Origin of the sequence: Alcaligenes sp. GCM10023179, from assembly GCF_042653705.1 — a bacterium.
GTDB classification, from domain to species: Bacteria; Pseudomonadota; Gammaproteobacteria; order Burkholderiales; family Burkholderiaceae_B; genus Alcaligenes; species Alcaligenes phenolicus.
This window is the reverse complement of the sequence record NZ_JBHSIQ010000001.1, coordinates 129,765-151,614: the sequence shown is the minus strand read 5'-3', so window position 1 is coordinate 151,614 and position 21,850 is coordinate 129,765. Positions and strand designations below refer to the sequence as shown.

At 55.7% G+C, this 21,850-nt stretch carries 17 protein-coding genes; 1 reads left to right on the top strand and 16 read right to left on the bottom strand.

The window, feature by feature from the left end:
• Positions 1-54 precede the first annotated feature (54 nt).
• Positions 55-933 carry a pirin family protein gene (locus ACFPDR_RS00715; RefSeq protein ID WP_203145345.1) on the bottom strand — a complete coding sequence of 293 codons (879 nt, stop codon included), beginning with the start codon at positions 931-933 and terminating at the stop codon, positions 55-57.
• Between the two features lie 108 nt (positions 934-1,041).
• Here ACFPDR_RS00715 and ACFPDR_RS00710 point away from each other — a divergent pair, with 108 nt between their 5' ends.
• Positions 1,042-1,947, top strand: coding sequence for a LysR family transcriptional regulator (locus ACFPDR_RS00710; RefSeq protein ID WP_009456866.1), 906 nt, complete (start codon positions 1,042-1,044; stop codon positions 1,945-1,947).
• 80 nt (positions 1,948-2,027) lie between these two features.
• Here the strand turns inward: ACFPDR_RS00710 and ACFPDR_RS00705 are convergent, their stop codons facing one another.
• From ACFPDR_RS00705 to glmS, 15 genes are all read right to left on the bottom strand, one after another.
• The gene (locus ACFPDR_RS00705; RefSeq protein ID WP_009456875.1) at positions 2,028-2,225 is read right to left on the bottom strand and encodes a CsbD family protein; all 198 of its coding nucleotides are present in this window, start codon (positions 2,223-2,225) and stop codon (positions 2,028-2,030) included.
• A 53-nt stretch (positions 2,226-2,278) separates the two neighbouring features.
• Complete coding sequence (locus ACFPDR_RS00700; protein ID WP_035269768.1) at positions 2,279-2,623, bottom strand: BON domain-containing protein; 345 nt, start codon at positions 2,621-2,623, stop codon at positions 2,279-2,281.
• A 599-nt stretch (positions 2,624-3,222) separates the two neighbouring features.
• Positions 3,223-5,040, bottom strand: a complete 1,818-nt coding sequence (locus ACFPDR_RS00695) for an NAD(P)/FAD-dependent oxidoreductase (protein WP_035269765.1) — start codon at positions 5,038-5,040, stop codon at positions 3,223-3,225.
• Positions 5,041-5,198: 158 nt separating this feature from the next.
• Positions 5,199-7,154, bottom strand: a complete 1,956-nt coding sequence (locus ACFPDR_RS00690; RefSeq protein ID WP_376910187.1) for a sigma-54-dependent Fis family transcriptional regulator — start codon at positions 7,152-7,154, stop codon at positions 5,199-5,201.
• Between the two features lie 114 nt (positions 7,155-7,268).
• A complete protein-coding gene (phnX, locus tag ACFPDR_RS00685) occupies positions 7,269-8,096 on the bottom strand; it encodes a phosphonoacetaldehyde hydrolase (protein ID WP_376911052.1) in 828 nt (275 codons plus the stop codon).
• 36 nt (positions 8,097-8,132) lie between these two features.
• Positions 8,133-9,002, bottom strand: coding sequence for a LysR substrate-binding domain-containing protein (locus tag ACFPDR_RS00680; RefSeq protein ID WP_035269759.1), 870 nt, complete (start codon positions 9,000-9,002; stop codon positions 8,133-8,135).
• Between the two features lie 22 nt (positions 9,003-9,024).
• Positions 9,025-10,320 carry an MFS transporter gene (locus ACFPDR_RS00675; protein WP_035269757.1) on the bottom strand — a complete coding sequence of 432 codons (1,296 nt, stop codon included), beginning with the start codon at positions 10,318-10,320 and terminating at the stop codon, positions 9,025-9,027.
• A 128-nt stretch (positions 10,321-10,448) separates the two neighbouring features.
• A complete protein-coding gene (psrA, locus tag ACFPDR_RS00670; protein WP_254002412.1) occupies positions 10,449-11,531 on the bottom strand; it encodes an iron-containing alcohol dehydrogenase PsrA in 1,083 nt (360 codons plus the stop codon).
• 299 nt (positions 11,532-11,830) lie between these two features.
• Positions 11,831-13,078, bottom strand: coding sequence for a type II toxin-antitoxin system HipA family toxin (locus ACFPDR_RS00665; protein ID WP_060185474.1), 1,248 nt, complete (start codon positions 13,076-13,078; stop codon positions 11,831-11,833).
• Positions 13,079-13,482: 404 nt separating this feature from the next.
• On the bottom strand, positions 13,483-13,833 hold the full coding sequence (locus ACFPDR_RS00660; protein WP_060185475.1) for a DUF6616 family protein: 351 nt from the start codon (positions 13,831-13,833) through the stop codon (positions 13,483-13,485).
• Between the two features lie 278 nt (positions 13,834-14,111).
• Positions 14,112-15,353, bottom strand: coding sequence for a YncE family protein (locus ACFPDR_RS00655; protein WP_226348205.1), 1,242 nt, complete (start codon positions 15,351-15,353; stop codon positions 14,112-14,114).
• 31 nt (positions 15,354-15,384) lie between these two features.
• A complete protein-coding gene (locus ACFPDR_RS00650) occupies positions 15,385-17,919 on the bottom strand; it encodes a TonB-dependent siderophore receptor (RefSeq protein ID WP_321216618.1) in 2,535 nt (844 codons plus the stop codon).
• Between the two features lie 289 nt (positions 17,920-18,208).
• Positions 18,209-19,213 carry a FecR domain-containing protein gene (locus ACFPDR_RS00645; RefSeq protein WP_376910184.1) on the bottom strand — a complete coding sequence of 335 codons (1,005 nt, stop codon included), beginning with the start codon at positions 19,211-19,213 and terminating at the stop codon, positions 18,209-18,211.
• A 5-nt stretch (positions 19,214-19,218) separates the two neighbouring features.
• Complete coding sequence (locus tag ACFPDR_RS00640) at positions 19,219-19,788, bottom strand: sigma-70 family RNA polymerase sigma factor (RefSeq protein WP_376910182.1); 570 nt, start codon at positions 19,786-19,788, stop codon at positions 19,219-19,221.
• A 233-nt stretch (positions 19,789-20,021) separates the two neighbouring features.
• Positions 20,022-21,848: a glutamine--fructose-6-phosphate transaminase (isomerizing) gene (gene glmS / locus ACFPDR_RS00635; RefSeq protein WP_022983659.1), complete on the bottom strand. Its 1,827-nt coding sequence runs from the start codon at positions 21,846-21,848 to the stop codon at positions 20,022-20,024.
• Between the last annotated feature and the right edge of the window lie 2 nt (positions 21,849-21,850).

The window sequence follows — 21,850 nt, the reverse complement described above, 5'->3', positions numbered from 1 at the left end:
CTCCTGTGGATGAGAGACGGGGGCCACCTGAATACGGCCCCCGCGGGCCTTGCACTACGATGCCGACCCTGGTGCCATCGCACCAAAGCGGCCACTGCTGAAGTCATCCATAGCCTGCAAAATCTCTTGCTTGCTATTCATGACGAAGGGGCCGTGTCCCACAATGGGCTCATCAATGGGTTCACCACTGATCAGCAAGACAACGGCGTCATTATTGGCTTCCACGCTGAACTGGCTGCCTGTCCGATCCAGCACGACCAGTTGCCCTTCACGAGCCACGCTTTGACCATTGACCAGTACGGTGCCTTGCAGCACCACCAAGGCGGCTGTCCAGCCTTCAGGGCTTTCCAGCTCGGCAATACCACCCTGATTCAGACGCATATCCCATACATTCATGGGGGTAAAGGTCCTGGCAGGGCCAGCAGCACCATCCTTTTCACCGGCAATCACGCGCACCATGCCAGCAGCATCAGGCAGTGCGACCACAGGAATTTGCTGGTCGGTAATGGCCTGATAGCCAGCGGGAGCACGCTTGTCTTTGGCAGGCAGGTTGACCCACAGCTGCACCATTTCCAAAGTGCCGCCAGAACGAGCAAAAGCGTCGGAGTGATACTCCTCGTGCAAGATGCCCGAGCCGGCCGTCATCCACTGCACATCACCGGGGCCGATCGTGCCGCCCTGGCCCGTGGAGTCGTGGTGTGAAACCTCGCCCTTGTAGACGATGGTGACGGTTTCAAAACCCCGATGTGGGTGCTGGCCAACGCCGCGCTTGTGGTTGCTGGGAGCAAACTCGGCAGGGCCGGCATAGTCCAGCAGCAGGAAGGGGCTCAACTGTTTTGCGTGTGTGTGGTACGAAAACAGGGAGCGAACGGGGAAGCCGTCGCCCACCCAGTGAGGACGGGGAGCGCTATAGATACCAAGAATTTTCTTCATGTCCATCTCCTTGTTTCAACATAAGAGACAGAATAAACTCGGGACAACGAAGCCAGTAGCCCCCTAAATCGGCCATCTATGTTCCATTTATGGAACGATAAAACTGCCATGCAAGATTTAAACGACTTGTACTTCTACGTTCAGATTGTGGATCACGGCGGCTTTGCCCCGGCCGGTCGCGCACTGGGTTTACCCAAATCCACGCTTAGCCGCAGGCTGGCTGCACTGGAAGAGCGCCTGGGAGTGCGGCTGATCCAGCGCTCCACCCGCCGCTTTACCGTGACCGAGATTGGCCAGACCTATTACGAGCACTGCAAGGCCATGCTGGTAGAGGCCGAAGCGGCACAGGCAGCCATCGAACTGACACGTGCCGAGCCGCGCGGTGTGGTGCGCCTCAGTTGCCCCATCACCTTACTGAACGCCCATGTCAGTGATATGTTGGCCGACTTCATGGTCAGCTACCCGCATGTCACGGTGCAATTGGATGCCACCAACCGGCGCGTGGACCTGATCGGGGAAGCGCTGGATATGGCGATCCGCGTGCGCCCGCCACCATTGCAAGACAGCGATCTGGTGATGCGTGTTCTGTCCGACCGCAGCCAATGTTTGATAGCCAGCCCGGAGCTAATTGCCCGCCACGGGATGCCCGGCTCACCCGCTGATCTGGCGGACTATCCCAGCCTGGCATTGGGGCTGCCACAACAAAGCCATACCTGGACCTTGTATGGTCCCGATGGCGCACAAGCCGTGCTGCATCACACGCCCCGCCTGATTACCACCGATATGACGGCCCTGCGCTGCGCAGCACTAAAAGGCGTTGGTGTGGTGCAGTTGCCTACCCTGGTAGTCTGCGATCAATTGGCCGACGGCTCTTTGGTGAAACTGATTCCGGACTGGGCTCCACGACGCGAAATCATTCATGCCGTGTTTTCCTCCCGCCGGGGGCAGATGCCAGCTGTGCGAGCATTGCTGGATTACCTGGTCGAACGCTACCAGCAGATGGATGAGGACTGACAGCAACCTTGCCAAGGCACAAAGAAAAACGCCCTGCATATGCAGGGCGTTTTGTAGTCCTGGGCAATCAAGCCAAAGGATCAGGCGCCGCCATTAAAGTCGCGAACTTGCTTTTCAGCTTCTTCACGTGCAATGCCGTAGCGTTCCTGAATTTTGCCGACCAGATATTCGGTATTGCCTTCGGCAACATCAATATCGTCATTGGTCAGTTTTCCCCATTTGGCCTGAATCTTGCCAGACAACTGTTTCCATTTACCTTTGATCGTATCTTCATTCATAGTCGTTCTCCTGTTTCAACGGGAATTCACAATGAGGATTGATGACGGAACTTTTATTCCGGTTTTACTTTCAATCCCGACGAATCGACTTTCACAACGCCTTTCACACTTTCCGTTGCAGCAACGGCTTTCTTGTGCTCAATTTCACTGGGCACGGTACCGGTCAATGTTGCGACGCCATTATTGGTCTCAACAGAGATATCCGTGCTCTTCAAATCCTTGGTGCTGGCCAGATCAGCCTTGATTTTGGTGGTGATCCAGGTATCGCTGACGGCTTCACCTGCGGTTGCCGAGTGATCCTGATTAACGGCTGGCTCATTAGCCATTGCACCGCTTTGCAAACCAAAACTCAAAGCGGTAGCCATTAATACACTGGATAGGATGGCAGATTTTTTCATATAAGTTCTCCAATATCAGAAAGGGATTTTTTAATTTAAAAAACCCTTTACCCCTGCTATTAAAAGGAGTCCAAATCAATCAACAAAAATTTCGTTGTTTGCGATGGATGGTTCCACCGTAACATTCCCGATCAGGCTGGAAACTACGAAATGCTACAAGCGTTTTCTTTATAAGTAATTTCTTCAAATTTCACACATCCCTATTCACCTCACTTATGGCAAGCGGCTTGTGTCAGGCCAATCCTGGCCATCATGCTGGCTAGACAAAATCCGCCCTGAGACGCAGCACGGCTGGTTTCCATACGTTCCTGCCGAAGAAACGGAGGCCCCTTTGACGCGAAAAATTCTGGGCACGAACAGAGCAGTCAAGCAGAGCCTCGCTCACTGGAGAGGAGCCGCTCAGGGCAGATACATAAAGTAAAAAATTTAGCAGGGCTGCTAACAAAACCACCGCCTGGGCCGCGATGCTTGCCGCGCAAACACGCCCACCGCAGCTAACAAGCGGAAAAAAAAGCCAGATCATCGAATTGATAATCTGGCCAAAATCAGAACAAGGTGCAGACTGCACACTCTCACCCAAACAACAAAGTCACTACCCGTCAACGCAGATGGTGCACCTCCTGCATCCCATAAACCTGCACCGGCAAGCCCGCCTGACGCGCTTTAAGCTGCAAGGCCAGGTACTGGGAATAATGACGCGACTGATGCAAATTGCCGCCATGGAACCACAAGTTCGGCTGTTGCGTTGGCTTCCACATATTGCGCTGCTCGCCCTCCCAGGGCCCTGGATCTTTGGTGGTTTCCGAACCCAAACCCCAGCACTTGCCTACCCTATCCGCCATTTCCTGGCCTGCCAGATCGGCCACCCAGCCATTCATGGAGCCGTAGCCGGTGGCATACACCACCAGGTCCGCAGGCAATTCCGTACCGTCTGTCAGCACCACAGCGTTCTCGGTCAAATGACTGATACCGGTCCGAGACTTCAACTTGATGCTGCCATCAATAATCAGCTCGCAAGCGCCCACATCGATGTAATAGCCCGAAGCACGACGCAGATACTTCATGAACAAACCGGAGCCATCGTCACCCCAATCCAGCATGAAGCCTGCCTCCTCCAGCTTCTGATAGAACTGTGCATCGCGCTCGCGGATCTTGTCGTACACAGGAATCTGGAAGTCCGCCATGATGCGGTACGGCAGAGAGGCAAAGAGCAAATCTGCCTTGCGCGTGGTGACTCCCGATGCCAGTGCCCGTTCAGAATACAGATCTCCCAAGCCGATCTCCATCAAGGAGTCGGATCGCACAATGTGGGTAGACGAACGCTGCACCATGGTGACATCCGCCCCCGCCTCCCACAGCGCCGCGCAAATATCGTGCGCCGAGTTATTGGCCCCGATCACCACTACTTTCTTGCCCGCATATGCTTCCGGTCCGGGATGCTGCGAGGAGTGCTGCTGTTCACCCTTGAACACATCCTGCCCCTTTATGCTGGGCACATTCGCCTTGCCGGACATGCCCGTAGCAAAGACCAATTGCTGTGGCCGTAACGTCATGGGCTTGCCATCACGTTCGATCTCCACTTCCCAGGTCTGGCTGGACTCGTCGTAGCGCACCTTCTTGCATACGGTGCTGCTCCAGTAATTCAGCTCCATCACCTTGACGTACATTTCCAGCCAGTCGCCAATCTTGTCCTTGGGTGCAAAGACAGGCCAGTTATCGGGGAAAGGCATGTAAGGCAGGTGGTCGTACCAGACGGGGTCGTGCAGGCACAGCGACTTGTAGCGTTTGCGCCAGCTATCGCCAGGGCGGGCATGTTGATCAATGATGAGCGCGGGTACATTCAACTGCCGCAGGCGCGCGCCCAGCGCAATACCACCCTGCCCGCCGCCGATCACCAGCACATAGGGCTGCTCGGTCGTGCCCAACTCAGCCTGCTCCTGTTGACGACGTTCCTGCCAGGTCTGACGCCCACGGCGAATGCCATGCTCGGCCCCCATGGGGCGGCGCACACCCAAAGGCTCCTCGTGCCCTTTCAATTCCGACATGGTGGTCAGAAAGGTCCAGATCTTCCCGTCCTTGACCCGAATATGGCCGTAGCCACGCGCCACGTCAGTTTCCACACGAAACCAGCCCTCCACCAGACCTTGGCCGTCGTCACTGACCGGCTCGGCACTGTCGCGCTCGAACTTGGCTGACACGGCACCTTGTTGTTGCTGCGTCAGCATGTCGCGGATCTGGTCACGTCCTTCCATGGTTCGGATATTCCAGGTGAACATGACCAGATCACGCCAAAAACACTCTTCGGCAAACAGGGCTGCCGCATCGTCCGGTGCATTGCTGGCAAGCGCATGGGTCAGTTGTTCAAGAACCGTGTCCAACTGTCGCGCAGACGGCTGCAGTTGCTGCTGTGTTTGCATGATTTGTCTCCATATCGTTTTAATGTTGCGCCGGGCTTTTGTTGCCCAGCTATGGAGTACATAGCAAACACCGTGCCAAACCGGGAGTGGCTTGTTTTAAAGGGGTGCTGCCTGTTTTAAGGCGGTGAAACTGTGCCAGCGGTGACACAGGTGGTGCATCAGGTGTCGCAACCTGTGTCAGAGGGCGACTCTTGGCGAGCTACGCCTGCCCGTTTGATATAACGATGCAAGGTGGACCGGCTGATACCCAACTGCCGGGCCGCTGCACTCACGTTATCGCCACAGGCCTGCAAAACCTGCTGCCAGGACGACTCTGCGGCAGAGACGGCTGCGGCCGTTGGGCTGCCTGTAGATGTGGCCAGACGCCGCTCTCGCAAGGCCTCCGGCAAATCCTGCACCTCAATGCAGGAACCTTCCGCCAAGGCCAATGCCAGCACCAGCGCATTGTCCAGCTCGCGTAAATTACCCGGCCACTCGTAGGCTTGCAGCGCTTGCCAGGCCTCGGGAGACAAACCGGGCACATCGCCTTTATTACGCCGATGCAATATCTGCTGCACCAACCATTCCAGATCACTACGCTGACGCAAAGCGGGCAAGGCCAGCACTGCCGCATTCAAGCGATACAGCAAATCCGCACGAAAGCGGCCTTGCTCTACCAAGGCACTTAAATCATGGTGGCTGGCTGAAATCACACGCAGGTCCACGCGCTTGCTTGTGCGTGCGCCCAAAGGCATCACCTCGGATTCGGCCAGCACCCGCAGTAAACGGCTTTGCAGGGCCAGCGGCATATCGCCGATCTCGTCCAGGAACAGGGTGCCTCCATCAGCCGCCTCGATCAAACCCGTGCGACCACGTGCAGCACCGCCGGTGTACGTACCAGCCAGATAGCCAAACAATTCGCTTTCAATCAGGCTCTCGGGCAAGGCCGCACAATTGACGGCCACAAAATTCCCGCCACGACCGCTGGCCGTGTGAATCGCACGTGCCAAATACTCTTTGCCCGAACCTGTCTCGCCCTGCAACAACACCGGCATTTCCCGCGTTGCCAAACGCGCGGCTTTCAATAGCATGGACTGCATGGCCGCATCCGTGCCTGCCAAACCTCGCAAGGCCTGTGGCAAGGCGGCATCCACGGCTGCCCCATCCATCCCCACAGACCGGTTGCTCAACACACGTCGGGGTTCAATGGCATGGGCAAACAGCACACTGCCATCACGTGCCATAACGACACGCTCCTGCGTGGGGCGGTAACGCATCAAGGTCGGCAACTGGTCCACTTCCAGATGCAGAAAGCGCATCAAGCTCTGCCCCAACAAACCCGCAGGATTACGCCAATCCACCCCCGCCGCCCGCGCCAGAATGCGCGCCCCCGTATGCGTCATGCCCTTGATACGGCCGGAGCCATCAATCGCAATAGCCGCTTCCGGATCAATATCCAGAAACTCCGGCGACTGCGACAAGCATAAAATCCATTCCTGACGGTGAGAGGCCATCAAATTGGCCAGCTCAATACGGCGGGTAGCCGCATTGGCAAGGTGCAGGGCCAAACCTTGGCTAGCCTTGGCCTGCGGCGACTGCAGCAAGGATAAATCCAGCACCGCAGCCAGCTCGCCGTCGTAATGATAGATAGGCGCCGCCGTGCAGGACAGGGGCGCGTGCATATGATCGAAATGATCGTTTTGATGAATGGTCAGGGCCTCGCCCGTGTGCAGACAAGTGCCCACCGCGCACGTTCCCGCGCGCTCTTCAGACCATTCCGAGCCCATATACAGACCGGCCTGCCGCAAGGCATCACGCTGTCCATCCGAGCCCAGGAAATCAACCGTGACGCCCTTGTTATCGGACAGCAGCAACACGTAATTCAGCCCGGAGACCTGCTGATAAAGCCGCTCCAGCCCGGAGCGCGCAATATTGATCAGGGCTTCGGACTGCTGACGATGCTCGCGCAATTGGGAGTCCGGCACGATATAGGCCTCGCAAGCCTGCGCCGGGTCCAGTCTGTGATGCTCAATGCATCGTCTCCAGCTGTGGACCACAGCCTGATCGCGCCGGGACAGGCTGCCCTGCCAAACAGCCGTGATCTCTTGGACGTGTGCCACATGTGAAGACTGCATCAGACCTCATCCCGAAAATAGGCCAAGCCCCGGGCGGGCGTGGCCTATCTTTCAGTGTGCCGCCATGCTTAGCCGCCGTACATGGAGGTTTTCCTTGAGATGCGGTGCAGCAAATCAGCTGCTTTGAGGCATTTCCCCATTGGCCAAGCGGCGGTTGATGTCTGCCAGCACCTCGGGCAGATCAACAATGGTATCGATCAGATAATGCGGGCGCGAATCGCTGAACATGGCCCCAATACGCTCGCGTTCGCTTTGCAGCTTGTCGGCAGGCAGCTTCTTGAACTCATCGTAGGTCAGACCCAGAGCATTGCCCGAGCAGGTTAGTGCCACGGTCCACATTCCCGCACTGCGCCCTTCCACAATGCCGGGCCAGGTGTCATCTACTTTGACGCAGGCGGCCACGTCCGACACACCCAAGGCAATCACGTTGGCCAGCGACTGAGCCGGGTACGGGCGGCCATTGGGCACCTCATCCGTTGCGACCACGCATTCTGCCATGTAGCCATTTTTCGCTGCCAGTTCGACCACTTTATCCATGACCACTTTGGGGTAGCCAGAACACGATCCTACTTTGACACCGGTACTTTTCAGGTTGGAGATCACTTCCAATGCCCCCGGAATCAGGGCCGAGTGCTCGGCAATTTTTTTGATCTGCAAAGGCATGAAGCGCTCGTAAATCGCCGTGACATCGTCGTCGCTGGGGACACGGCCAAACTTGGCTTTATAGCGCTCGGCAATCTCGGGCACATTGCACAAGGTGCGAATGTGATCCCACTTGCCCATCCCCATGGGGCCACGAGCTTCTTCCAGGGACACTTGCACACCAAACTCGGCAAAAGCCTCGACAAAAATCTGCGTGGGTGCAAAAGAGCCAAAATCAACGACAGTGCCTGCCCAGTCAAAAATAACGGCCTGTACTTGTTGAGGTTGCTGATACGTCATCATCGTTCTCCAAACGCGAAATGCGGTGTAAACAAGCTAATGGGTGGATTCCAGATCCATGAACAAATCATTAATAAGTGGTCGGTCTTTTCGTAATTCCAGGCAGCACAGGTAGTAGTCGATATAAAAAGGATGCTGGTCGAACGTGATCAGCCGGGTACCGGGAATATCCACATACTCCGGCGCTGAGACAAAACCAATGCCCAGCCCTTTACGTATGGCATGCACAATGGCCTCGCGGCTGTTCAGTTCCATCACGCAATTGATCCTGATCTGATGCTGCCTGCAACCCTCCTCAATAATCTGGCGGGTGCGTGAACCTTGCTCCCTCAGCACGACAGGCTCATCCTGAAGCTGCTGAACCGATACCCGACCCTGCGAGCACCAGGGATGCTTTTCGGGCACCACAGCCACCACCGGATAGCGCTGGTAAAGCCGGGTGTACAAGCTTGGATCTGATTTGGGATGCGCCAGCAAGGCCACATCCACATCAAAGTCGTACAGCTTTTCCAGCACCTCGCTGGCCGAGGCAAAGTAGGTTTTCAATTCAATATCCGGATTGTTTTGCCCCAGCTTAAAAATCAGATCCATCGCGATAGGTGGCGAGACCGCCCCCACTCGCAACAGGCCGGATTTACGCTGCTTGAAACTCTCCAGCAATTGCACCGCTTCCTCTTCAAGATCAAACAAGGGCTTGGTGATCTCGTAGAGCTGCTGTCCGGCCGAGCTCAGTTCCAGCTGATTGCCGGAGCGATAAAACAGCTCGACATCAAAACGCTTTTCCAAAGCCCGGACTTGTTCGCTGACGGTAGGCTGCCCAATGCTGAGATAACGTGCGGCCGAGGTGAAACCGCCGGTATGGGCGACGGCATAAAACGATCTCAACCATTTGTGGTACTGGTGCATGGACAAGCCTCAGGAGTGATGATTAACGACGTATGAATAGTGCCACCAGCGCACTGCAGGCACACGCAATCAACACAATCACAAAGATCAGCGAGGTATCCCCCGTCGAGTCCAGGACGCTCCCGATCATGGGCTCGGCCAGACCGGCGAACAGATAGGAAGAAAAGTTCATGACACCGGTTGCCGTGCCCGAACGTTTGGCTCCCACCAGATCGGGACACAAGGCCCAGAAGCTGGAAGCGGGTCCATACACAAAGAAACCGCACAGAAACAGCGCCACCAGGCCCAAAGTGCTATGAACCGGCAAGGTCCACATCCACAGACTGGTCAAGGCACCCAGGCTCGTATAGAGCATGATGGCCAGGTAACGCTTGGAGCCAAACAGGCGGTCTGAAATCCAGCCATTGCTCAGCGCTCCAACGGCCATGCCCACTGGCAGAGCGATCGTGATCCACTTGGGATCAATCAGGCTGTCGCCCGTCTTCCAGTCCGCGCCCAGAAAATGGACCGGCACCCAGACGATCAAGCCGTATCGGGCTGCATTCTGAAAGCCCAGGGACAAGGCAGCGATCAGCAGGCGCTTGTTTTTCAGAACAGCCTTGTAACGCTCCCAGGAGGACTCCTTCTCCCCCTCCAGCGCCTTGGCCTGATCGTTGGCATTGGCCACTCCCGTATCGGCCAAAGGCTCAAAGCCCATATCCTCTGGCCGCTCGCGAGCAACCAGATAAAACACGATTCCGCCCAGCAACATCAGCAATACGGGCAGCCGGAAAATCCAGCGCCAGTCCAGATGCATGACATCGATCACCACGATCGAGGTGACATACGACAGAATCGACGCACAGCCTGCAGCAAACACATATAAGCCATAAGCCTTGCCGCGCTCGGACACACCCCACCAGTTGGAGATCAGGCGACTACCCGGTGCCCAGCCCAGCGCCTGAAAGTAGCCATTGGCACCCCAGGGAATGATCAGGCTGAAAAAGCCGGTGGCAAAGCTGGCTACCCAGTTCGCGCCACACGACAGAATCGCGCCAGCAGACATGATGCGACGACCGCCATACTTGTCCGCCAGATTGCCATTGATGGCTTGTCCAATGGCGTAGGCCCATAACAAGGCGGCCGATACCCAGCCCAAGGCAGCACTGCTAAAGCCAAACTCCTCTTTCAAGCCCGGAATCGCAAACCCGAAAGTCTGCCGCCCGGTATAGAAAAACAGATAACAGAACATCGCGGCCAGCAGCATGCGCCATTGGGCTCGACGAAACGAAGACCCGGATGCCGCCGTGGCCCCCGACAGACTTGTTGCGTGATTCATAACCAGCTCCTTTCACTCCCCCGCTGCTGGCAAGCCAGGCCAGAGGAATGCTCTATTCATGCGGTATGAGAAGGGGGGGAATCTTTCCTCTCTCCCTTCATTCGTTTGTCTCTCGTTTTTTTTATGATTCAAGCGGCGATAAAGTTCTTGCCGCGTGCACCCTGCAAGGCATAAGTAATCATGGCAGCCTGCTCGTCTGGCCCTACGCCGTAGTCCTCAAACTCGGTCTTGACGCCCACACTGAGCAAGAAGTCCCGCAAATGAGCTTGAGCCTGCTTGCGATCAGGGCCAAACAGGCTTTCAAACACCAGATCCCGGGATGGATCACAGCCCCAGGCCAGGCCCAGTACAAAGGGCAAGGTAAAGGAGCAAGCAATGCCATGCGGCAAGCCGTGACGCAAGGTCATTTCGTAAGAGATGGAGTGCGCCAGGGCGGTCTTGGTATTGGAAAACGCCATGCCCGCTTTCAAGGCCGCCAGCGCCATTTTGGAGCGCAGCTGGATATTACCCAGATCCTTCTGCAGCAAGGGCAAATAGGTAAGGATGTCCTGAATGGCAGAGACCGCAAAGGTGTCGGAAATGGGGTTGGCATTCACATTCCAGATCGACTCCAAGGCGTGCGACAAGGCATCCAGCCCAGTTGAGACCGTCACTTTTTCCGGTACTGTCAGCATCAACTCCGGATCAATAATGGCGACGGCAGGCCAGGTTTGCTCCAGATGCAAAGAGTACTTTTTCTGTGCTTGCTGATCCCAGATCGTGGCCCACGGAGTGACCTCGCTGCCGGTCCCTGCGGTTGTAGGCACCGCAATCAAGGACTTGACCTGAACAGGAGTAAAAGCCTTGCCGGTGGACAAGAGATTCAGCAGTTCCTGGAAGGTGCCCGTCTGAGTCCCCACAATCAGCGCCTTGGCCGTATCAATGGCACTGCCCCCGCCCACGGCCAGCACAATGTCCGTTTGCCCGGCTTGCTGCCAGAAGGACTCGTAGACATCCTTCAAGTAACTGACATCGGGATTTGGCTGCACATCTTCGACAACATGAATCAGCCTGTCGCCCAGCAAATTCCCGATACGCTCAACCAAACCCAGCCCACGAGCCTCCGGAAAGGTCACCAAGGTGACTTTCTTGTTGGCCGCCAAGGTAGAAATTTCATTCAAACTTCCCGGGCCGAAGCAGGTCCGAACCGGGTTGGAAAAATACGCCGTCATGGTTTGCCTCCTTATTGTTACTAGTCATCGTAGAGAGGCATACCAAGGGGGACAAATCGATTAATTCGCACTGGCTATCGATGCAACCAATAGCAAGGGCCATAGCAATCGAGTTATAGGGAATACAAGACAAGAAAGGCTGGACGCTTCTTTTGCATGCTAGGCGGATGCACCGCGTGCGATTTATTGATCACTGTGTTTGTGCGATTGAAAGCCCTGGCTCAGCATGACGCCGAATCAGGGCTTCGCAAGTACCTCAAATCAAAACTTTGGGGCATTTCTCGGGCATGTCCGAGTAGCTACATAATGCGCATGCGCCGCAGTCCTTCAGACAACCTCTCCTGCATGAGCGACTCCAAACGAGGTCCGAGCAGGAGACGCACCTGATCAAACTGCCCTTCTATCCTGTCCAGCAGCCGATCAAGCAGCTCCGCCGCCTCTTCATCACCTGACAAGCCAAAGGCTTTGGCATCGTGTAACGCATTGGCTCGACTGATCTGGCGGCTTCCATGACTCAACTCCATCGCCAGATACTGAGGGGTGAAATCCGGATTAGGAACGACATCAAAAGCGGGCGTCAAACGCCATCGGCCCTGAGCATGAAGATAATGAATGGCATGGTTGCGGGGATGATCATCATCATTGCCAATGACCGCATTGAAAATCATGCGACAGAACAATTCAATGGCGTCCTCCTGAGGGGCACCTATCATCGTCAACGTTCTGGCCAAGTTGGGATAACTCCAGGCCGATGAGCCTGAATGACCGGGATACTCCGTCTGCAGCAAGGATGCCGCACTCAATGTCATGACCCTAAGGCCATGTTGGCGATCAAACCTCAATGAGCGCATCACACTCAGGGCGGAGTCCTCACCCAAACCTGTGTACGCGGTTTGGGCAAAGTTCAAGCCCACTGCCCGGCCCCACTCTTGAGTTGCATGTTCAAGACGCGGAATATCCTCGGTATCAGATGGCAAGATCGGCTTCACAAGCCAGAACTGATCTCCATCACGAACGGTTGCTTTGGGTCTTGCCCCTCCCATGCTGGGCGTGGCCATCAGTCGTCGACGCAAATGCGGGTCCACCGGAGGGCGGCGCAACTGCATGGCTTGCAGCTCTGCGCTCAGCTTTTCAATTTCTGTGATGGGCGGTGCGGACAATTCTGCGATCGAGGGTTTAGGCGAAGAGCCGACCGCCAATGCTCCCCAACGCTCCGCATTACCAGCCTTCAGAAGATAAGCATGGTTTGGAGAGCTATCGCTTAATCCGTGTTGCCTTTGAATGAGTAACCGGCCCCAGGCGTCGGGACAAGTATCACGTAGCGCATCATGCAGGCCACCGTAGCGACTCGCCTGAATTGGGACGGAGCCACTCAGCGGTAAGTTAACCGGATCAATTGACCATGGCAGACCTGCATCCCGATAGCTGGGCGCATACATGAACTGGCCAAGCTGGGCTGACGAGTCGTGGATGTACCGACCCACGGTCACCCATTGCCCCGTGTCAGGCCGCTGCAAATAGACGTATAAAGGCTTAGAAATACTCATCGTCATCTCTGTCCAGTCTTGCGCGTCCCTTCATATCTCCACTGCTCCAATGAGCATCAGGCATAGGCACGATGGATTCGAGCAGACCAAGCGCTGCCAAGGCAGTCAAATAGCTCCCCATTGCCACAGCCGGATCGCCTCGTTCCATTCGGCGTAATGTACTTTCTGAGACCTCGACTCTTGAACTAAAGACTTGAGCTGTAATTTTCTGAGCAACACGTTGAGTACGAATGCAGCGCCCCCACACCAGAGTCCGTGACTCGACGGCTGGCAGGTAAAACGGAGTAGGAGCGAGTTTCTTGGGCATGGTGCAGACAACAATTATCGTTCATAGATAACCGTTTATATCATATAAACTCTAATCTATGAACGTTTTTTAACTATCCCGCCTGACTTGCTAACCCTCAAACAGCTTGATAATCCTTAGCCAGCTCCGTCAAGTGTTGAGCAAACCCCCCTTGTGCACCCGCTGCATTCACATGGTCGAAATACTCGTACCAACCACTGGCTTTGATGCCAGCCAGCAAAGCCTGGCAAGCTTGTTGATCAGGGAAGCGCCAAACACCCATGAAGCGGTGCGCGCTGGAGCAATCAATATCGTGCTCGGTAGCGGTCAGAGCCAGCACTTCAATACCCAGGGTGGAGAGGCCGCCCATCGCCTCCTGAAGACCTGCCAGGAAGGTCTGGCGCTGCTCGACGGGCAAGGCATTCCACTTGGCATTAGGCGTGTAAAGCTCGATCAAATAATGAGACATGGGCTGTTTTCCTTTCACTGAGGAGACGTAATAGGGACTGAAGAATTGGATATGTAGCGTTTACAGGTGGGGCAACAAAGAAACTGCGTGCAGCGCAAGACTGCAGCACTGTTTCACCCTTTCCACATAGAACATGCCATTTGATTAGATATCTAATCTTATAGATTACGAATAAATTTCGCAAGCAATCCATACACGTAAAAAAGCCCGAGTTCGGCATCACGCCAAACCCGGGCTTTGGGTCCCACCTTGTCAATCAATCAGGCTGCTTTGGCCTTTTAGAACTGGATACGCACCATACGTTCTTTGGTCCCTTTTTCCTTGCTATTGCCGTCGTTCTTCACCGACACATACAAGGCTTTTTCAGCGGGGATGTATTCCAGACTGTTGGGGTGTGGAGCCAGCTCAATGGTTTGCAGCGGCTTGTAGTTCACCGTATCGAAAATACTGACCGAACCCTTGCCCTCTTTCTCGCGCACACCGCCTCGGTTAGCGACAAACAGACGCTGGGATTCGGCGTCAAAACGCACACCAATAGGCACTTCGCCGGTAGGCATGGTTGCCAGGGTTTTACCGTTGGATGCATCCAGCACAAACACTTGATGACCAGCGCTGCGGCGCTTGTATTCACGCTCCAGATGCAGGTTACGCGCGTCATCACGGTCAATCCCCTGGTCCACCCCGAACAATCGGTTCTGCGCCGGGTCATACGCCAGGTTCAGCAACTGGTCGGCTTCAATTTCCCAGACCTGATCGATGTTCAAGGTCTGGCTATTTACCACCATGATTTGGCCCTGCATATTGGAGACAAACAAGCGGTTATTGGCCTCGTCCAGGGTGATGCCCACGACGTTATAGCCAAAGCCTGGCAGCACTTTTTCCAGCTCCAATGTCCGGGTATTCACCACGAACAGCACACTGTCAAAACCCAGGCCCAAGCCAGGCGCGAACACACGGTGGTTTTTCTTGTCCACGACCAGTTCACGCGTCTTGTACTGGAAGTCCTCGGTAATCTTGAAACGCTCCATCATCTTCAGCAAACCGTCTTTGCGTGCCTGGCCAAAATCAGCCGCGTTGATGGTGTCCTGAAAATTGATTTTTTCCTGCACCCGAATGCGCTTGATGACCTCGTTCTTGACGGTATCAACCACGGCAATCGTGCCGTTGAAACCTTGAGTCAGATACAGGCGGTTGGCGGCATCATCCAGGGCCACCCCGAAGCTCTTGGCCTCCATGGGAATCTCTTGCTTGATTTCCAGGGTCTTGGGGTCCAGCACCAGCGTGCGCGACAAGGTTTCGTCCTTCCAGTTGGGAGAGGACACGTACAAGCTGGATTGCGCAGGGCTGAAGACGATTTCCAGAACTTCGGCGGCAGTCGGTTTTTGCATGATCTGTGCTTGGGTAACGGCTTGGTAGCCTGCAGGGGCAGGAGTTTTGGCGTGTACGTAGCCGGCCGACAAGCTCATTGCAATAGCAAGGTACAGACCACGCACAAGATGGCGAGTAGTAGACGACGTCATAATTTAGGCTCGATAAAAGTGGGGGAAGGAATTACCACTGGTAATCAATGGACAGATGCACATTGCGCGGCGCGCCGTAACGTGCCCGGAAGATCACGAAGTTGTCGTAGTAACGCTTGTCGAACAAATTGTTTACCGTGAGCTTGGCATTCCAATGCTGGTTCACGCGGTAATTGGCGTGCAGGCCAACCAGGGCATAGCTGCTGTGGGTGTCTTCCAGCGCCTTGCCGTTGCTGGCCGTATAAGGACGGCCAGCCGTCCACAGATCACGCTTGCCAAACCAGTTCACCGTGGCACCGGCGCTCAAGCCTTGCAACGCTCCGGAGAATTGGTACATGGTGCCCAGACGGAAGGTTTGGCTGGGGATGTAGGTGTTGATCCGCTCGCCTTCACCGTTTTTAGTGCTGGCGTAGCTATAAGAAGCAAACACATTCCAGTTGTTGGTCAGTGCGCCGCTTAGCTCCACTTCAAAACCTTTGGTTTTGTTGCCAGCACCAGAAGACACGTAAGGGCGACTGCCATCAGGCAATAGGAAGTCATCCGGCACCGAAGGGTCCAGCACGGCCAGATTGTTTTGACGGGTCTCGAAAGCGGCCAGGGAGAACTGCAGGGCCTCCTCCATCAAGCTGCCTTTCAGACCAATTTCACGGTTCACCCCAGTAATGGGATCCAGGAAGTTCTCGTTGATGTCCTTGTAGCTTTGCGGCTGGAACAGGCGGGTATAACTGGCGTAGGCCGTCAGGTTCGGGTTGATGTCATACGTCACCCCAAAGTACGGCGTAATTTCATTACGGTTGCGCAGCTCGTTGGACACGCCGGTGAACTGGCCGGTTTTACCGTAGTTGTCACGGTAGGTTTTGTAGTCCGACAAGCGCATGCCCATGATCACATTCAAGGGATCAATAATGTTCAAGCGCGTGCCGGCAAAGAAACCGTATTCGCGTGTGTGGACCCGGTTCCATTCACCTGTGCGGCTGACGCTGGGCTCGGGCATATAGCCGTCCCAGTCGTAAATATTGGGGATGAACCAGTTGCGGGTATCGCTGACCTGCATGGTGTACGTGGTGTCACGCTTGCGAGTGCCGTTAAAACCGAACATCAGCTGGTGCTCGCGGCCAAACAGCTCGAAAGGACCATTGGCCGACAACTCCAGGTTGTCCTGATGGCGATAGCCATTGGCGGCCAGGTTGGCGCGGATGCCTATACCGGATCCGTCCGGGCGCACCACCGGATTCACGCCCTGCCCCAGGCCAGTAATCAGGGCATCGCCATCGTCACGTTGATGGCTGTAGCTGAGCTTGGCATTCCACTTGTTTTCAAACTCATGCTCGACCGAGAAGAAAGCGTTTTGATGCTTCTTGTCCCAGTAGGTCCAATCCGGCACCAGCGACATGGAGCGCGAAACGTCAATACGGTCGCCCTCGCTGGTAAACAAGGGCACACCCATATTGCCTTCGCCTCGCAGCTTGGCGGTCTGGTAGTCGTAGCCAGCGGTCAGCAAGGTTCGGTCAGTCAAATCGAACTCCAGCATGCCGGACAGCAAATCATTCTTGTGGTCCTGGCGATCCATGAAGGAGTCCGCCTGCTTGCGCGAACCAATAACACGCATACGCAAACGGCCGTCTTCAGTCAGCGGGCCGGTCACGTCCGCCGTTACGCGTTTGTCGTTCCAGGAGCCATAGTGGGCGCTTAACTTGCCGCCAAATTCTGCTTGCGGACGTTTGCGAATCAAATTGATCAAGGCGGAGGGCTCGCCGGTAGGCGACAACAAACCTGTCGCTCCGCGCACGACTTCCACACGGTCGTATAAATCCATATCCAGAGAAATAGGATTGAATGCTCCACGTCCGGCAGCACGGTAGCTGCTTTGCACGCCATCCACTTGCACATTGCTGATGTCAAAGCCACGGGCCTGAAACTGAAACCCGCCTCCCACCGCAGCCGTATTGGCCGTCACGCCGGTGGTAAAGTTCATCACATCATCGAAGCTGGTCAGGCCGAAATCGTCCATTTGCTGGCGCGTCATCACACTGACCGACTGCGGCGTGTGCTGGGTGTCCATGTTCAAGCGCGTCGCGGTGCTGCTGGTACCGTTCAGCGTGTACAAGCCTGTGTCTTCAGTCGCCCGATTCAAGGTGCCCTGCACACGCACGGGGGCCAATTGAGTGGTTTCCGTGACGGGCCACAAATTGACGGTATTGGCATCGCGCGAGTAGCGAATGCCCGTGCCTGCCAGCAAGGTATCCAAGGCCTGCGTCACGCTGTAATTGCCTTTCAGGCCCGCGCTTTGCTTGCCTTCGGCCACGCTGCCTGCGCCAACCAGATAGACCCCGCTTTCTTGCGAGAAGCGCATCAACACCCGGCTCAAGGGGCCTGCTGGTATGTCATAACGCTGTGTCTTGTCTGCCGTCGGGCTGCTTTGCGTGGTCGCCTGGGCAGGCGAGGTACTGGCAATAAACGCGCTACCGGCCATCAAGACATACAGGGCCAAGGCCAGTGGACGCAAAGGGGCGCAATGCGATCCTGCATCCTTGGACAGGGAAAGGGGATCGGGGCGACGATGCATAAGGAGACATCCTTCAAAAACACGGGTCAGTCACAATAAAAACGATGAACCTGAACGATATTCTTGCGTTGATGTTCAGTACTGAGCAGCCACGGCGGGCTGCCTCCTGCTTCATTGGCCTCACGCCAATCAGGTCCTCTTACTGTCTAAAACCACCAAGTCTCCAAAACCCGGAACCTGCTTTTGCGTCTTTTTTGAGATTTTTTGGCCAAAATCCGGCAAGCCTTTGAATCTGATAGGTTTTTATTTTTATTATTTATGACCATCGTTGGTGAAATGCCCTGCTCAATCAATCCAGAGCTTGCACACTGGTCCACCAGGGCATGGGCTGATCGATGCGAATCGGCAATGCTGAAGCCAGCATTTTCAACACGCGGTCCGTGTCATGAATGGGGAAGCTGCCATAGACCTTCAGATCGGCCACTGCCTCATCCACACCGAGATAGCCTTTGCGGTAACGGCTCAATTCCTTGATCACGCTACGCAAGGCAATGTTATCAGCCACCAGTACGCCTTGGGTCCAGGCCTCACGCGCCTGCTCGGCGTCCATGCTTTGCCGGATACGCTGCGCATTAAAGTGCACCTGCTTGCCCGCCTGCACCGTAGTGGTGTTTTGACCTTTTGCCGTAGACACCTGCACGGCCCCTTCATAGACCGCCAGCTGCGTACAGTCCTGGTCCATACGCACATTGAATTGCGTGCCCAAGGCGCGCATATTGCCTTGCGGGGTTTGAACGGTGAAAGGTCTGTCCGTATCGTCTTTGGCCGTCTGAATGAAGATCTCGCCTGAAATCAGAACGATATGGCGAGCCTGTGCGGTGAACTGCACATCAATTGCAGAGGCGGTGTTCAGCCAAAGCCGGGAACCGTCTGCCAGCACAATCTGGTTCTGCTCGCCGGTTTGTGTAGAGTGGTCAGCCGCCAAGGCCAGAACACTGGATGGCAGCCAGGACTGACGCCAGCCCAGCCAGCTTAGAACTCCCGTGCCCGCCAGTACGGCGACACTGGTCAGCACGCGACGGCGCTGATGCAAACGCTCGTTGGCCGTGTGCAATGTTTCTACCACTCGGCGCGAATCTGGCGCAGTGCGCACAGGCTCAAAACTGCGGCTGACTTCTTCCACATATCGCCAGGCGGTGCTGTGCATCTCGTCCTGCTTGAGCCAGCTCTGCCAGGCAGAGCGCTGCGCCGCACTGGCTTTGCCATCGCGCAGGCAGGCATACCATTCAGCGGCTTGCATCAAAACGGCGTGGGGAGGTGTAGCGGGAGAAGAAAAACTGGAGCCGTGCTTCATGAGGCTTAGTATTGAGGTTCCTGACGCAATTCGGCGACGGTCTGGCAAGCATGCAGGCTGATGCAGCCCAACATGGCTTGTGCCACGTACTTGCGCACCATGCGGCCGGAAATGCCCATTTCTGCACCGACCTCATCATCAGTCATCTCGCAAATGACGGCCAAGGTAAACGCCTTGGCCGCTTTGGGAGACAGGCTGCTGAGCATGACACTGATCTCTTCCAGCGCCTGCAAAATCATGGCCTGACGTTCTGCCGAAGGGTAAAAGTTCTCGGGTGTAGCAGCCAGAATATCCAGCCAGGCCTGCTCAATTTCCTGACGTCGCCACAGATTGATGCACAGGTTTTGTGCCGTCTTGCGCAAGTAGGCGCGGGCCTCGCCAGGACTGGTAAATTGCCAGCGAGAACGGCTGCTTAACAAACGTACAAAGGTGTCCTGCGCCAAGTCAGCCGCCTGGTCCGCGCCACCCAAGCGGTGATGCAGCCAGCGCTGCAACCAACTATGGTGGTCGCAGTACAGTGACTCGACCGACTCGGCCGAATACATGCCTGACAAGGGAAGAACTGAAGATGACACGAGGGTACTCCGCACCGCTAGATAATGAGAATCGTTATCAATTATAGAGTGTGAGCTGCAAAATCCGCTAGCGGTGTGTGTTTGCAGCGACACATAAACTGGCTTTCAGGCAAGGCTCACCCTCTTTCGCAGGATTTATTTCCCTATAAAAACCACTCGAAAATTGCCAAACGGCGAAGAATGCAAAAAGAGCCGCATAAGCGGCTCTTTACGGTCGATGTAATCTGAAAAACTTATTCGACAGTCACACTCTTGGCCAAATTCCGTGGCTTATCCACGTCCGTGCCGCGCGAGCAAGCCGTGTGATACGCCAGCAATTGCAGGGTCACGGTGTGCAAGATGGGGGACAGCTTGCCGTAGTGCTCTGGCATACGGATCACATGCACACGCTCGCTGCTGCCGATGCGGGTATCGGCGTCAGCAAACACGTACAGCTCACCACCGCGTGCATGGACTTCTTCGATATTGGATTTCAGCTTTTCCAGCAGTTCATCACGTGGGGCGATAGTGACCACGGGCATGGCTTCGGTGACCAGGGCCAGAGGGCCGTGCTTCAGTTCACCAGCTGGGTAGCCTTCGGCGTGGATGTAGCTGATTTCTTTCAGCTTCAACGCGCCTTCCATGGCGATGGGGTAATGCATGCCACGGCCCAGGAACAAGGCGTTTTCCTTGCTGGCAAAACGGTCGGCCCACGCCATGATCTGTGGCTCCAGAGCCAACACAGCCGCGATAGCGGTAGGCAGGTGGCGCAGGGCTTTCAGGTAGTCGCCTTCCTGCTCCTGATTCAAGTGACCTTTGACTTGAGCCAGTGCGATGGTCAGCAGGAACAAGGCGGTTAACTGGGTGGTGAAGGCTTTGGTGGAAGCCACACCAATTTCCACGCCAGCGCGGGTGATGTAGGACAGCTTGCACTCACGCACCATGGCGCTGGTGGCCACGTTGCAGATGGTCAGGGTCTGTTCCATGCCCAGGCTGCGGGCATGTTTCAAGGCGGCCAGCGTGTCAGCCGTTTCGCCGGACTGGGAAATCGTCACCACCAAAGTGCGCGGGTTGGGCACGCTGTCGCGGTAGCGGTACTCACTGGCAATTTCCACATTGACGGGGATTTTGGCCAGAGACTCAATCCAGTAGCGGGCGGTCAGACCGGCGTAGTAGCTGGTGCCGCAAGCCAGAATCAGCACATTGTCGATGTCCTGGAAAACCTTGTAGGCCTGGTCCCCAAACAACTCGGGTGTGACGCTTTCAATGTCTTGCAAGGTATCGCCTACAGCGCGGGGCTGCTCGAAGATTTCCTTTTGCATGAAGTGGCGGTATGGGCCCAATTCAGCGGCTGCGGTGTGCAGATGTACAGTGTGTACCGGACGATCAACGGCGCGGCCGTCCTTGTCCATGATCCACACTTTATTGATCTGCAAATCAATCACATCACCGTCTTCCAGGTAGATGATTTGATCGGTCGTGCCGGCCAATGCCAAGGCATCCGAAGCCAGGAAGTTTTCATTCTGACCCACACCTACAACCAGCGGCGAACCATGGCGCGCACCCACCACGCGATGTGGCTCGTCCTGACAGAACACAGCGATGGCGTAAGCCCCCGTCAAGCGACGGATGACCTGTTGCACGGCCTCGAACAGGTCACCGTTGTACAGGTGGTCGATCAGGTGAGCGATCACTTCGGTATCAGTTTGACTCTCGAACACGTAGCCAATGCTTTGCAGCTCGGCGCGCAATTCGTCGTGGTTTTCAATGATGCCGTTATGCACCAGCGCAATACGCGCTTTGCCCTTGCCGGAGAAATGAGGGTGAGCATTGTGAGTAGCAGGCGCGCCGTGCGTTGCCCAGCGAGTGTGAGCAATGCCGGTAAAGCCTTGCAGATGATCTGCCTTGACCTGTTCTTGCAGCTCGGCCACGCGCTGAGTACTGCGTGCCCGCAACAACTGGCCCTGCGCATGAACAGCAACGCCGCAAGAATCGTAGCCCCGGTATTCCAGACGCTTCAAACCTTCCAGCAGCACGGGGACAATATCGCGTTGCGCTACCGCGCCAACAATTCCACACATAG

Coding starts and splice junctions, on each gene's coding strand:
- ACFPDR_RS00715 (WP_203145345.1), bottom strand. CDS start 933: ATGAAGAAAATTCTTGGTATCTATAGCGCTCCCCGTCCTCACTGGGTG.
- ACFPDR_RS00665 (WP_060185474.1), bottom strand. CDS start 13,078: ATGAGTATTTCTAAGCCTTTATACGTCTATTTGCAGCGGCCTGACACG.
- ACFPDR_RS00675 (WP_035269757.1), bottom strand. CDS start 10,320: ATGAATCACGCAACAAGTCTGTCGGGGGCCACGGCGGCATCCGGGTCT.
- glmS (WP_022983659.1), bottom strand. CDS start 21,848: ATGTGTGGAATTGTTGGCGCGGTAGCGCAACGCGATATTGTCCCCGTG.
- ACFPDR_RS00690 (WP_376910187.1), bottom strand. CDS start 7,154: ATGCAGTCTTCACATGTGGCACACGTCCAAGAGATCACGGCTGTTTGG.
- ACFPDR_RS00700 (WP_035269768.1), bottom strand. CDS start 2,623: ATGAAAAAATCTGCCATCCTATCCAGTGTATTAATGGCTACCGCTTTG.
- ACFPDR_RS00710 (WP_009456866.1), top strand. CDS start 1,042: ATGCAAGATTTAAACGACTTGTACTTCTACGTTCAGATTGTGGATCAC.
- psrA (WP_254002412.1), bottom strand. CDS start 11,531: ATGACGGCGTATTTTTCCAACCCGGTTCGGACCTGCTTCGGCCCGGGA.
- ACFPDR_RS00645 (WP_376910184.1), bottom strand. CDS start 19,213: ATGAAGCACGGCTCCAGTTTTTCTTCTCCCGCTACACCTCCCCACGCC.
- phnX (WP_376911052.1), bottom strand. CDS start 8,096: ATGACGTATCAGCAACCTCAACAAGTACAGGCCGTTATTTTTGACTGG.
- ACFPDR_RS00655 (WP_226348205.1), bottom strand. CDS start 15,353: ATGACGTCGTCTACTACTCGCCATCTTGTGCGTGGTCTGTACCTTGCT.
- ACFPDR_RS00650 (WP_321216618.1), bottom strand. CDS start 17,919: ATGCATCGTCGCCCCGATCCCCTTTCCCTGTCCAAGGATGCAGGATCG.
- ACFPDR_RS00660 (WP_060185475.1), bottom strand. CDS start 13,833: ATGTCTCATTATTTGATCGAGCTTTACACGCCTAATGCCAAGTGGAAT.
- ACFPDR_RS00680 (WP_035269759.1), bottom strand. CDS start 9,002: ATGCACCAGTACCACAAATGGTTGAGATCGTTTTATGCCGTCGCCCAT.
- ACFPDR_RS00695 (WP_035269765.1), bottom strand. CDS start 5,040: ATGCAAACACAGCAGCAACTGCAGCCGTCTGCGCGACAGTTGGACACG.
- ACFPDR_RS00705 (WP_009456875.1), bottom strand. CDS start 2,225: ATGAATGAAGATACGATCAAAGGTAAATGGAAACAGTTGTCTGGCAAG.